Raw genomic sequence first — 13,929 nt, forward strand, 5'->3', positions numbered from 1 at the left:
AGATTAGTTCTTATGACATCAGGTAAATTATTTAGATGGAGTGTGATAATATTGGTTAAGATTTATTTAGATAATTGTTGCTTCAATCGCCCTTTTGATGACCAAACACAGATTAAAATACATTTAGAAACACAAGCAAAACTATATATTCAGGCAAAAATAAAGGATGGTTTATATGGTTTAGTATGGTCTTACATTTTAGACTACGAAAATGGACGTAATCCTTATGAAGAAAAACGACGAGCTATCAGCCCCTGGAGGAAGATAGCTTCAGAGTGTATCTCCGAGGAATCTGAAGAAATCCTGATTTTTGCAGAATCACTTAGTGAAAAGGGAATTAAAACATATGATGCTCTCCACCTTGCTTGTGCAGTTTCAGCAAATTGTGACTATTACCTGACTACTGATAAAAAATTGATAAATACCCCAATACCTGAAATAAAAATTCTGAACCCGGTTATATTTGTAAATGAAATGGAGGAATAATTATGCGTACAGATGCAATTGTAAAACAGGAAGGAATGGATGCTTTGATTTCTAATCTGGGATATGTTGATGCAGAACGGTTTATTGTATTAATGAATAAGGAGCCGTTTGATTATACGAAATGGAGAGAAGCGAACCTTAATGATGGTTTAGGAGTCAGGCAGTTAAGTAAAAAAGCGCAAGAATACTCAAAAATGCAGACGGAATAACTATAAAAGCTCTGGTTTATCCAGAGCTTTTATAGTTATCCGAAAGGCACGTAATCCATGCCCTGCGGGCGGATTTGCGCTCCCATGCCGCCAATTCCCCGCTCAGAACATTTTGTATACAGATTCCAGGGCATAATAGCTGGCATCAAATATTTTTTTCATCTTGTGGTAGACTGCTTCATTGTCCGTATTCGGGGTATATTCTTTCTGAATTTTAAGGAAGCGGGTGATCTCTTCAAAGCTGTGGTAAACACCTGCCCCCACGCCTGCCGTTACGGCTGCGGCTATGGAGGTTGCCTCCTCCACGTGGTCCGGGGTCCGAAGCTTTGCCTCAAATACATCCGAAAGTATCTGACACACGACATCCCCTTTGGCTCCTCCGCCCGTCAGGATCAGCGAGTCGACAGACAGGTATTTCCTGTAGGCAGCCAGGATCAGTTCCAGGTTATATGCCACACCCTCAATTACCGCACGGATATAGTCCTCTTTTGTATGGTGCATCTTGATGCCGAGAAACGCCCCGCTCGTCTCTTCATTCCAGCGGGGACAGCGCTCGCCCAGCATATACGGAAGGAAAAGCAGTTCTTTTGCCCCGGCAGGGGACTTTTCGATCATGGCGTTCAGCTCGCTATATGGTCTCCCCGGTTCTAAAAGCCCGCGTATGTAAGAATACGAACTTCCGGCCGCCTGCATGGCTCCGCAGGGCATATATTTTCCTGGGATAATATTCGCAAAGCAGAAGAAAATTTTCTCTTCATCCAGGAATTTTTCTTTTGTTGTTCCGCCGATCCAGGCCGATGTCCCAAATGTTGCAAAAAGTTCGTTGTCGTGAATACAGCCGGCGCCAACCGCGGCGCAGGGACCGTCCCCGCCGCCGCAGATAACGGGAGTACCCTCGCATAATCCCGATGCCTTGGCCGCCTCTTTGGTCACTTTTCCTATCACGTCCGTGGAATTGTGCAGTTCCGGGAGCAGACTGCGCCGGATACCGGAGGCTTCCAGAATCTCCTCCGACCAGCAGAGATTTTCCAGGTCCAGGGCATTGGTTCCTGAGGCATCCGAATAATCCGTGGCAAACTCGCCTGTCAGGCGGAATAGAATATAATCTTTCGCCTGAAGTGATCTGCTGGCTTTCTGATATACCTCGGGTTCGTGTTCCTTCAGCCACATGATCTTCTCCAGCGTATAACTGGGATTCAGGCGATGGCCTGTCAGTTCGTACATTCTGTCAAACCCGATCTCGCGGTTCAGATGTTCCGTTTCTTTTACTGCGCGCTGGTCAGCCCAGATAATAGACGGACGCAGGGGCTTTCCCTCTCCGTCTACCAACAGGCAGCCCTGCATCTGCGCGGAAAAGGAAATTGCGATTACATCCGTTTTTTCGATACCCTCTATTACATTTTGGGTCGCCCGGCAGACCGCGGCCCACCAGTCCTCAGGATCCTGCTCCGCGCAGTTCTTCCCGAAAAAATGCACTTCATAGGGAATGGTACAGCTTTTTACGAAGCGGCCGTCGATATGGAATAAAGTCGCTTTATTCCCCGATGTTCCCAGGTCATGGGCAATGATATATTGAGCCATGTAGATGCCTCCTTTGTCTTCTTATAATTCGTAAATTCTTTTATCCCCATAGGTTGCTTCCCAGTCGGCTGCAAAGCCTGCAATTGCAGAATCAATCATCGGATTTTCCACCATCTGTGTGTAAAGCTCCGGAGATACCGTCACCGCCTGGGCTCCTGCCATAAGCGCATCCATAACCTGTTGTGTGTTTTTGAAGCTGGCGGCTACGATCTTCGTCTGAATCTGGTTGTGTTCAAACAGCCATGCCATATCACCGATTGCTTTTTTACTGTCCACATTCATATTGTTCATACGGTTAAAATATGGCGCCACATAGTCTGCACCTACGGATGCTGCCAGCATGGCCTGCTGCGGCATATAGATTGCAGTCGCTGTCACACGGTTTCCACGGGATTTCAGCACCTTCATCGTCTTGATTCCTTCCTCATTAGTGGGCACCTTAATGTAGGTATCTTTTCCAAGCCTGTCTGTCAATGCTTCGGCCTCTTTCAGCATCTCCTCACATGTACTTCCTGTCACCTGCACATGGAGCTGCTTCTCTCCGATGATGCTGCGGATTTCCAGAAGGAGCGGGAAAAATTCCGCTTTCTCCTTTGCCAGTATAGTAGGATTGGATGTAATTCCCGTGATGTCATAAATGTCGTTGTACCTGCGAATGTCTTCCAGATTTGCTGTGTCCAGTATGATTTCCATAATATTGATCTCCTTTTTAATAAATTCCGCAATTTACCGCGGCTCCACCCGCGGGGCATGTGCTATGGGATAGCACCGGTTCAGGCGAACCTGAACTGGTACCCAAGATGCCCTTAGGGTATATAAAGTTGGTTTATATAGTTGCCTTTATGATATGAATGCCATGATCGACAAGATCATCCAGTACATCATCCGGAAGCCCGGAATCTGTGATCAGATACTGCACCTCATCAAGAGAGCACAGAGATACGATACCCTGTCTGGCAAATTTGGCGGATTCCGTAATAATTACAATCTCTTCTGCATTATCAGCCATATTTTTTAATGTCTCCACACGCAGATGGTTATCCCCGGTAAAACCGCTTCCCGGCCGGTATCCGTCCGTGCCTGCAAAGAAACGCTTCACATGGAAAGCCTGAGCCGTCAGCTTAGTGACAGGCCCTACTACAGACTGGGAATCCGCCTGATAATCGCCTCCCAGCAGCACAAGATGCACGTTTGGGCGTTTTCCTATGTACTCTGCCATGAAGGTGGAGTTCGTAATGATGGTGACATTCTGCTTTGTCCGGCTGAGTTCATCTGCCAGAAGAATGCAGCAGGAACCAGATTCGATCATCACCGTATCTCCGTCTGCCACGAGCGATGCAGCTGCTTTTGCAAGCTGAAGCTTGGTAGAATGGTTTACCGCAAGCCGCCGTCTCATATCGCTGTCATCATTCAGAATGGCATGACCCTGTTCTCTTCGAAGCAGTCCACGCTCTTCCAGCTCTGTCAAGTCTTTTCGAACCGTCACAAGAGAAACCTGGCAATGTTCAGCTATTGCCGTAACCTCGCATCTTCCTTTTTCACTTAATATTTCGAGTATCTTTGCCTGTCTTTCCTCAACTTTCCCCATATGGATTCCTCTTTTCTTTCGAACGAAATATATTTATATTGCGTTTGTAAATATATTATATTACGCTTTTAATTATCAGTCAACCTTATTTTGTAAATTCGATTTATATAATATCTATTTGACATTCTTGAAATTCTATTGTATTCTATATTCATGAAATATATTTCAGTATAGTCAAATTTACATATTATAAAGGAGTCTGTTTATGAGTTTATTTAAGAAAAAAGACCGCGTCCTTTTGGCAGGCGCTGTCTTAAGCGGAGGAATCAATGCCGCACTCGCGGCTTTCATTTCCATATTGCTGCAGCAAATCATAGATGTGGCTACACAGAAAGATCTGAGCGGTTTTTCCGATTTGTTTATCATCATGCTGATTTATCTGGCAGCCCTTGGTATTATGGGATTTCTGGAAGCATTCCTTGGAAAACTGCTGCTTCGCAATGTGTCCCGTCATCTGCGGGATGACATTTTCCGAGGAGTTATCACAAAGGAGCCCGTCGCATATACCTCCCGCAACACGGCGGATTATCTTTCGGCACTGGTGAATGACGTAAAGCTGGTGGAGGAAAATTATCTGACTCCCCTCATGCTTTGTTCCCAGATGGTCGTCCTGTTCCTGTCTACGCTTGGAATCTTGTTCTATCTAAGTCCGGTTATCACAGGAATCCTGCTGGTTTTCCTGGTCCTTATGTTTTTGATTCCTGCACTGCTCGGAAAGCAGATGCAGAAACGACAGGATGCCTACTCGGAAAAATTGGCTGAATTCACGGCGAAAGCCAAAGATTACCTGAACGGATATGAGGTCATCCGCGGATACAGCATGCATTCTTATATATTTAAAAAATATCGCACCGTCAATAAGGAAACCGCGAAAAAGAAGTTTGCTGCGGATACACTTCTGGCCGTCAACGAATGTATTTCCGACATCCTCTCTTCTCTAAGCGTGATTGTTATCGTATTCGCCGCTGCATATCTGCTGCTGAAAGGACAGATAACCATGGGTACTCTGCTGGCCCTCATCCAGCTGAGCAGCATGTTTGTAACCCCGGTCGTCATGCTGATGCAGAATATTCCCAAGGTCTCCAGTATGAAACCCGTTCTGGAGCACCTTGCCCAATATGCAGAGGCGGGCAGGCAGCTGCCGGACTCTGTCATCCCAAGCGCACCCGCCTCCAGACCGGAGCCCTCTCGAAACGCAGAGAAGACAGCAGTCCAAAGACCTGCTGTTTTCCGGGACTCCCTCGTCTGCCATGATGTTACTTTTCATTATCAGGACGGCCCGGACGTCTTAAAGAACTTAAATCTTTGCATCGAAGCCGGAAAGAAGTATGCCCTTCTGGGTGAGAGCGGCTGCGGCAAATCAACATTAATCAAGCTTTTGACAGGATATTCCGGAGGTTTCCAGGGAGAAATCTGCTATGGCGGGCGGTCCGTGACGGATTTCACGCAGTCTGAGCTGAACCGTCTGGTCTCTGTAATTCATCAGAATGTGTTCCTGTTTGATGCGGATATCTACACCAATATCTGCCTGGGAGAGTGTTTTCTGAAGGAGGAACTGGAAGCTGCCCTGGAGAACAGCGGTGTCAGCCAGTTTCTGCCGGGACTCAGCCAGGGCATCTACTCTCCTGTTGGAGAAAACGGCAGCCTCCTGTCCGGCGGCCAGCGTCAGCGTGTGGCAGTGGCCCGGGCGCTCATCCGCCATACCCCGATCCTTATCATTGATGAGGGGACCTCCGCGGTGGACCAGCAGACCGCTTATGAAATTGAGAGCCGGCTGCTTGAACAGAAGGAACTTACGGTTATCACCATCACTCACCATATGAACCCGGATCTGGAAAACAGATACGATGATATTTTTCACCTTAAATCTGCAGATATCAACTTTATTTAGGATACTTTTCTTTGTCTGCGACTTTACCGCTGCCGTACACACTGATAAAGGGCTGTACACTAATCAAGTGCACAGCCCTGTTTTTTACAATCTTCCTGCCTTCAAGTTACTGCCTTTTATATTTTTTTCTTACTACGATCACTATTCCGGCTCCTGCGCATGCAAGTAAAATTCCCCACAATGCGATCATATTCCCGCTCTCATCCCCAGTCTTTACTGTCTTCGCGGATGTTCCGCCGGAATTTCCGTTTCCTCCGGAAGGCTTATTCGAATTGGAACCGCCCTGGTTCGGCTTGTCTCCAGGCTCTTTTCCCGGATCTGTGCCCTCCTTCACTAATCCATCGACCGCTTTCTGCAGCTCAGCAACAGCCTGGTTCAGCTCATCGTCTGTCTTCACTTTTCCAAGTGCATCCTCTGCCGCTTTAATTGCATCCTGCAGTGCATTGTAACTTTCCTGCGTATAACCGTCACTCTTGATTGCCTTTGCTTTCTCAATCAGGTCTGATAATATGGATGTATCAAATCCGGGCTGATCAGGATTTGGTTTATCCGGATCTGGCTGGTCCGGATCTGGTTTGTCCGGGTCTGGCTGGTCTGGATCCGGTTTGTCCGGGTCCGGATCGTCTGGGTTTGGTTTGTCCGGGTCCGGATCTACGGGCTGGGCATGCAGATTATACAGCTCTTTTACCTGATCCCCATTTAATACAGTGTTATATACGTTGACTTCATCCAGTATTCCTTTCAGATTCAGAACCGGTTCTCCTCCTGCATTATTCCGCATTGCACCAAACCATGTGGTATAAGGTGTCAGGGCATTTGAAATGCCTTCCTGGGTCTGTTCGGCAACGGCTTCACCGTTTAAATAAAGTGTAACAGTATCGCCATTTTGTGACAGAGCAAACTGCTGCCATTTTCCGGCTTCTACTACACTCTGCCCGCTCTCCAGCAGCATCACGATCTCTCCGTCTGCTTCGTGTCCCGGGTAAGCGCCTTTTCCGTTATTCATGCTGAATTTCAACTGACCATCTTCAATATACAGTTTCCATTTCCAACTGTCATAGGAATCCCGCTCTCGGCCCACTATGACCTGTGAACCATCCGTATTTTCAACATTGATCCAGCCGTTAAGCGTATATTCTCCGTTCCCTTTCAGAATATCGCCCAAGTCCAGATAAGAAGTCGCTCCGTCCAGTAAAAGTCCCTGTCCCTCAATACCTTCTGTCCGTGCAACTGCCCCCTGGATCGTTCCTTCTATGCCGCCTTTACTGTTTTGGGCCGTATTGCCTTCTTCCTCTTCGAATTTATACTCTCCAAGGTATCCGAATACAACCTTCAGAACATTCTCTTCGGTCATTTCATTTCCAACCAGGTCTTTCACGTGGTTTACGGATATATTGATCTCTTTAAACGCTTCCAGCGTTCCTTCTATCGTCAGAACGACGGATTTGCCGTCTGTTCCCTGCTCCGCCTTAATAACGGATCCGTTTTCTACTGTGTAGTTCTGGATATTTTCTGTGGTTTCTTTTTCTGTAAATTCGTTAAATGTAACTTGAATCTGGTTCTTAGAAACTGCTTTTGCTGATACAGCCTGCGGTGCGGTCTCATCAGCCATTGTGCTTACCCTGACTGCCGCGCCCTTACCTGCCACAGAATTATGGACTGCCATGATACTATATTCATATTCCTGCTCTGCCGCGAGTGTGGTATCCACATACTCATTCGTAAAGGTCTTATCCAGATATTCCCCGTTTCGGTAGATATGATATTCCTTTACATTTCGTCCTTCCATCTGTACCGGATCCCAGGTTAGTGACGCATGATCCGATGCAGCTTCCTTTACCGATGCATGATCCGGTGCCGGAATTTCAACGGTCTTAGCCGCGTCTTCCGGGATATTTTCAGGATCATATACCGTGAGCCATGTATAAGTATTCGGCTCTAATGTCAGCTCGACTTCGATATTTCCGTTGCTGTCGATGGTATACTTCTTTCCATTCATATCCCCTATGCATACATAAGCCTCGTTCTCTGTAGGAACAGCATTCACTTCCGGAATCTCCGGTACTTCAGGCATCTTGACCAATTCCGCAAAAACACCGCTTGCACGGTAATGGGAACCTTCCACCGGCGCCGGAGGGGATGCAAGGCCTGTCAGTCCGGTATAATACAGCGGAATTTTTACGGTCTGGGTCACGGTCTCCGTTGTCTGGTTGAAGAAGGCCGCCAGCCCTTTCTGCACTCCGTCACTGTCCACATGGATGATGCCGTCTATTGCATCTGTAGTCAGGCTGGTATCGCTAGTAGCAAGCGGAGGTGCGATGTGAACAACGCTTTCCCCAAGGATGTCCTTATACTTATTATATAATTCTCCCCAGGTCTCGATTACATTCTGTGAAACTTCTCCCTGATACAGTCCGTTCCCTCCACGGTAGGAACCTGTAATACCATACATCATATTCATGCCGATCATAAAATCATAGGCCATAATTTTCTCATCATACGGCCAGAAGGAAGAATCCGAACCGCCCTGATATGGTGACAGAGGCACCAGAGTCCAGCCCATCGCCGGAATTTTCTCAAATGTACCGTAATAAGCCATTTCCCTGCCGTAAATCAGCTGCCTCCATGGCGTTACGTTAAACCCTGGCTCCTGATAGCCCATAACCGCCATGCTGGCTCCGACCGTAAAGTTCCAGTCAGGAGAATTGATATATACATTTCTAGCCCTTAATTCTCTGTAAAAATCATGTACTGCGTATTCCCACTGCTTTGTCTGGGAATCTTCCACGCCCTCATGTCCGCTGTGGTTTGTGGCCGTACAGATTGCCCCCGGATAGATTCCGTCAACCTCCAGGCAGTCCAGCCCTGTCTGGTCGATGAATTCCAGCGTGCTCTCCAGCGTTTCATGGGCATCCGTTCCGCACATGCAGCGCATGGTTCCCCAGCATCCGCTGAAGCTTTCACTGCCGCCGCGCGCCGCCTGCATCACATACGCACCAAGCAGCATTCCTTTCTCATGGGCATAATCGCAGAGCGCTTTATATTTTGCAATATTGGATGCAGAGGTATCTTCCACATTGACCCCTGAGCCAAAGGAAAGCAGTACCATATTGAATCCTGCATTGTGCGCCTGGTCAATTCCCTTCTTGACCGTTGCATCGTCGGAGCTGATAATATGGTAAATTAATGGGGCATCCGCCGTCTGTGGAAACAGCACCCGGTACATTTTCTTTACTTCCATCATCTGCCACTCATAATAACTGTTCGAGTAGAACATCTGGTACACTTTATAGGAATCGAAAGTCTCATCTTTGGCAAGGCGGTAATTCGGCCCGATATTCCCGGTATCATATCCCATGCCTGCGGCGATCGTATTATCACCCGCGGGAGCCGCATAACGGCTGATGATTTTTCCATTCGTACCATCTACATCTTCCCATTGCTTGTAGCGCTCTTTCCCATTATTCCGGTCATGGTTTTCATTGCCGGAGTTCATGGTTCCCTCTACATACAGAGCATCTTTCAGAGTGACAGGTACGGGAAGTATTTCCACTTCCATTTTATCAACGATTACGTCGTTCTTTCCTTCATTGGTTACATGTATGGACTTGGAGATGGAAGGAATGCCGTCGTAGATCTCATATCTCACCTGGACTTTCACATCTGCAAAATCCTTGTCAATTCCTTTTGGAGCTTTGTAGTTTACAACCAGCGCTTTGCCTGCCGCCGGCCACTGTGTATCCTTCATGGATTCCGGAGAAATTCTTTCGTCCCATTCCCAGTGGAATGGCTCTTCTGTTTTCTCTTCAATCTCATAATCAACAAACTGGAAGGAAGAAACATCCTGATTCTCACCGCCAATGTAGAATAACTGATCGCCCTGCGTCGAATTATCCGCATATTCTTTATTTAATGTAATGCTCGCATCTGCCTGCAGATCCTCCGTATTCAGCAGTTCCAGTCCAGTGTACAGATTCTTATAGCTAATTGTCTGGAAATTTTTCCCGATGTCAAATACTCTTTCCACCAGCCCGTTAGAAAGAATCAATTTCCCTTCTTTTTTCTCTATGGAAGAAGGAACATCGACATCACCGGAAGCCCAGTAGTTTAAATCACTATTTTCCGAATCACCAGCCAGGTCAGTTGAGACAGAAAAGGTCCACTCTTTTTCCTGATTCACGGTTCCCTGCGCATTCACCGCTGCGCCTGCCGGTATATGATAGGTATAATTCATACCGCTTTTCAGCTTTTCAGTCGGATAGACTACCAGCGTTTCTGTGCCTTCCACGGATTCATTGCGGTCTTCCGCCACTGCTTCTGCAGGAACCGGCTTTTGATCCTTGTCCAGAATCTGCGGCTTTTCACTGCCCAGTGCAATACTCATATTATATTCGATGCTGAGTTTTCCTTCTACACTCAGCAGACTGCCTTCTGCCGGAGAGATACTGACTACTTCCGGCGGAATACTGTCTTTGATTCCTTCCGTACTCTTTTTAATCTGCTCTGCGGTCAGCGCTTTGTCATAAATGCGTACATCATCCATTCTTCCTTTAAAGGCATGTCCATTAAACAGACCTGTACCGTCTTTATTGTATCCGCAGCCAATCAGCATGGAAAGAGGATTGGTGTCCAGGTCCATTTCCGCAAAGGTTTCCTGTGCAATCAATTCTCCGTTATAATACAGGCTGTAAACTTTTCCGTCACAGGTCAGGGCAAGATGATTCCAGTTGTTAAACTCATAGGATCCCGCCCCCGCTTCCATCCAGCCGTTGTTTACATCATCCCTGATTTCTGCCTCAATATTTCCGTTATTCCTTACACAAAAATAAAATGCATCTCTCGGCACCGTTGTTTTATCCCTGCCGAATATTTTATTCAGGGAATTGGCGGATGAATTATCAATATTCGTCCAGGCCTCGAACGTATACTGCGTATGTATTGGCGGCCTTCCGATATCAACATAGGTGGTGGCTCCGTCAAACTCAATGGACTTATCGTAAATACCAAAATCGTCCACCCGGTAATTTCCGTAGATGGGATATTCTTTCTGATCCGCATGATTGACGATCACCTTCTGGCCTTCCAGCTCTCCGGTTCCGTCTTTGACTTCATCCATGGTAAATTCATAAAGCGCGTCCGGCAGTTCAATGTCCTCTCCGCCGCCTTCTCCGCCGCCACCGCCATTATCAATATCGGCCAGCGTTTGAATCTCCTCCTCCGACAAAGCACGGGAATAGAGTTTTACATCATCCATTCCCCCCTGGAACAAATGGTCAGAAAATACTGCCGATGCATCCGTATTCCAGCAGGAACCTAATAAGAGATCCAAATCCCATTTCTCTGTCGGCCCCGCACATGTTTCCTCTTTTACAACGGCTCCATTCAGATAGAGTCTCTGTGTTGTGCCGTCATTCGTGACTGCTACGTGCTGCCACTCATCCATAGTTACTGTTCCGGGATCTGATGCGGACCATTCCGGGCACTGTGCTTCCAAAGCCCCGTTCTGCCGCATATAAAGTGAAAGTTCCTTTTCTCCGGTAACCGCGGTTCTCCCTCTTCCGAAGATCCGCATCATACCGCTATGTGCAGAGTCCGGTTTTACCCAGGCGGCTATAGTAAGAGCATTCTCTGTAACCTGGTAATCCTTCCCCAGGTTTACATAATTTGTTCTGCCGTCCATCAGCAGCGCTTTGCCATGTCCGTCTTTTCCGTCTGTCAGTGCAGGATTATCTCCCAAAACCGCATAAGCCTTGCCATCTGCCTTATTCAGTATCGAATTTCCTTCCAGTGAATCCATATCAAAATCAATCAGTAATCCATCGTTTACCAGCGCCGCCGGTTCCACCGCTTCTTCTGTCCCCAGCGGGGCAGCCGCCGTATTAAACGACGAGAACAGCAGTGCAGCCGAAAGCAGCACGGGCAGCGTGCGTTTTATTTTCTTTGATTTCACCTTAATCTCCTTTTCCTTCCTCATAATTCTGGTAGATCGTCTCATAATTAGTGCAATTGTCTAACAGCAGCCATTTTCCTTAACCTCTTTCCAAATAGACCGCCCCGGCCTCCCAGGAGTCCTGCGGCCAGATCTTTAATTCCTCCTTTCCAAGTTCTAATCTGCATTTTCTGCCAAAAGCGTCTGTTATTTTCCACTTTCCTTCCGGCAGAATCCCCCCGATGCTGGTCGGAGGATTCGAAAAAGCATGATATATCACTAATACTTTTCCTTCCATTTCCCGAAATAAAATCTGTGCGCCTTCCAAATGGTGCTGATTGTTCCTGCCGGTCCGCACAAGCCTGCTTCTTCCCTTCTTGATGATTTCCCGAGCCTTCCCGTAGAAACGCATGGCGTCCTTCACTTCCTGCCATTGTTCCGCGTTTAAATCCTGCACGGGCCCCGACAGGCAGAAGCGCCCCAGCATTCCGGAAATCAGGCGGTACTGGATTTCCTGCAGCTCAAGTTCAGGAGAGATCACCGCCCAGACCTGGCACTGCCTGGGCAGCACCAGCTGATGAAGGTTTGCCGCTATATACGGAATCTCCCGGCACTCATGCGCATCGGAAAAGGAACTCATGGCGGTAAGTTTTACTAAGGAGGGTTCCAGCCGGTGTCCTCCCGACGCACAGTTTTCAATAACCAGCTCCGGATATTCCCTGCGGAGCATACCGAAGAATCGGTGAACCGCCTGCATCTGCTGCCGCAGCCCTTCACCCGGGCTTTCCGCACCGTCGCACCCGTATCCGATGGAGCCGTTGTAGTCCACCTTTAGATATTGGATCCCGTTCTCCCTCAGAAAATCCAGCACCCTTTCTTTCAGATACTGCGTAACTTCCGTCTGCCTGAAGTCCCAGAAGCGCCTGATTCCCCCTGTCTGTATCACCTCCCCATTCCGGTATAAATGCATAGAATCATATGTGCCGCTGTGCACATTTGCCCCCTTTGTCGTCACCTCGAACTCCATCCAGATCCCTGTTCGAAGTCCTGCGTCCTTAAGGCACCGTGAAAGATACTTAAGGCCATGCGGAAATTTATCCTGATCAGGTTCCCATTCCCCGTTTCCGCCCTGAGGGTCCCCGTCTTCGCACTCTTTTTTGCTCCACCCGGCATCAATCACCAGATACTTTGCCGGCGTTTCTTTTAATTTTTCTGCCAAAATGAGTATTTCCTCTTCGGTAGGTTTCCCCCAGGTTGTACACCATTCATTAAAAAGAATCGGAAGTTCCTTTTCACAATCCGGCTGCAGATCCGCATATTTATGAAACATGTCCGTGATATTCTGGCACACGTCCCACAGTCCGCAGGAGCTTACGCTTATATATGCCTTTGGGGCCAGAAAGCTCCCGCCTGGAGATATTTTTTTCCACCAGCCGCCGAACTCACAGTCCGCCACGCCTCCGGATAAGGAATAGCAGTCTCCGTCCCTTGAAAATTCCATCTGCCAGGAGGAGGCCGCTTCCATCTGAACCGCCCAGAATACCCCCGCATCCCGGTCTTCCACGCATCCGAACGGGAACCAGCGCTTTACCGTATGGGCCCCCAGGCAGCCATAACGTTCACTCTCTGGAAATGCCCGGAACCAGGTGCCTTCCAGGTTCAGTTCTTCCACTGTATCCGCCTGGTGCTTTCCCTCCAGGCTCCAGCCGCCTCTGAATCGGTGCAGCCTCAGCTGATACGGCGCATCATCTGGTTGAAAAGGACTCAGATTATCCAAAGAAAAGCTGGTCATCATATCTAACGTAAAGGGTCTTTCCGAATGGTTTTGAAACTCATTTTCCACTTCAATGCCGCTTTCCCCCTCGGTATATGTCACCGTATGCCTGACGCAGTACCCCTCTTCGGCCTCTAATAAGGTAATAATGCGGACCACATTTCCTTCTTTCGTTTTTTCCTGGCTCTTATACCGCAGCTTCTCTGTACTCTCTCCATATTTCAGTGTACAGCCCGCACCGTTTCCCTGGGCATGATGGCGCAGAGACAGATGGCAGAGCGCCCCTATATCCCATGCATTGCAGATGTTATTCCGCATTCTCATTTCGGTTCTTCTCTTTTCAAAGCAGGAATCCATCCCCTCTGGCAGCAGCACCATGGAAATATGGCCTGTCAAATCCTCCCGGATATAACGCAAGGTTATACCGCCTAATATATAATCCCACTGTTTCATAGTCTTCTCCCCGCATTT

8 protein-coding genes are annotated in these 13,929 nt (G+C 47.9%); 3 read left to right on the top strand and 5 right to left on the bottom strand.

The window, feature by feature from the left end; translation table 11 throughout:
• The first annotated feature begins 51 nt into the window (after positions 1-51).
• Both ARB69_RS04405 and ARB69_RS04410 read left to right on the top strand, forming a co-directional pair.
• Positions 52-486: a hypothetical protein gene (locus tag ARB69_RS04405; RefSeq protein WP_197278214.1), complete on the top strand. Its 435-nt coding sequence runs from the start codon at positions 52-54 to the stop codon at positions 484-486.
• Positions 487-488: 2 nt separating this feature from the next.
• The gene (locus ARB69_RS04410; RefSeq protein WP_050640682.1) at positions 489-695 is read left to right on the top strand and encodes a hypothetical protein; all 207 of its coding nucleotides are present in this window, start codon (positions 489-491) and stop codon (positions 693-695) included.
• 102 nt (positions 696-797) lie between these two features.
• On the opposite strand, the gene xylB is transcribed toward ARB69_RS04410, so the two are convergent.
• The 3 genes from xylB to ARB69_RS04425 all read right to left on the bottom strand — a co-directional run bounded on the left by xylB (position 798) and on the right by ARB69_RS04425 (position 3,864).
• Positions 798-2,276 carry a xylulokinase gene (gene xylB / locus ARB69_RS04415; protein ID WP_050640683.1) on the bottom strand — a complete coding sequence of 493 codons (1,479 nt, stop codon included), beginning with the start codon at positions 2,274-2,276 and terminating at the stop codon, positions 798-800.
• 21 nt (positions 2,277-2,297) lie between these two features.
• Positions 2,298-2,969, bottom strand: coding sequence for a fructose-6-phosphate aldolase (locus ARB69_RS04420; protein WP_050640684.1), 672 nt, complete (start codon positions 2,967-2,969; stop codon positions 2,298-2,300).
• 133 nt (positions 2,970-3,102) lie between these two features.
• The gene (locus tag ARB69_RS04425) at positions 3,103-3,864 is read right to left on the bottom strand and encodes a DeoR/GlpR family DNA-binding transcription regulator (RefSeq protein ID WP_025655880.1); all 762 of its coding nucleotides are present in this window, start codon (positions 3,862-3,864) and stop codon (positions 3,103-3,105) included.
• Positions 3,865-4,069: 205 nt separating this feature from the next.
• Here ARB69_RS04425 and ARB69_RS04430 point away from each other — a divergent pair, with 205 nt between their 5' ends.
• Positions 4,070-5,755 (top strand): ABC transporter ATP-binding protein, encoded by a 1,686-nt coding sequence (locus ARB69_RS04430; RefSeq protein ID WP_055151365.1) that lies wholly within the window; start codon positions 4,070-4,072, stop codon positions 5,753-5,755.
• A 106-nt stretch (positions 5,756-5,861) separates the two neighbouring features.
• Here ARB69_RS04430 and ARB69_RS04435 read toward each other — a convergent pair whose 3' ends face one another.
• The gene (locus ARB69_RS04435; protein ID WP_167702482.1) at positions 5,862-11,705 is read right to left on the bottom strand and encodes a LamG-like jellyroll fold domain-containing protein; all 5,844 of its coding nucleotides are present in this window, start codon (positions 11,703-11,705) and stop codon (positions 5,862-5,864) included.
• A gap of 79 nt (positions 11,706-11,784) precedes the next feature.
• Positions 11,785-13,911 carry a glycoside hydrolase family 36 protein gene (locus ARB69_RS04440; RefSeq protein WP_055151371.1) on the bottom strand — a complete coding sequence of 709 codons (2,127 nt, stop codon included), beginning with the start codon at positions 13,909-13,911 and terminating at the stop codon, positions 11,785-11,787.
• Positions 13,912-13,929 lie beyond the last annotated feature (18 nt).

The sequence above is a fragment of the Faecalicatena contorta genome (genome assembly GCF_001404335.1).
GTDB classification, from domain to species: domain Bacteria; phylum Bacillota; class Clostridia; order Lachnospirales; family Lachnospiraceae; genus Faecalicatena; species Faecalicatena contortus_B.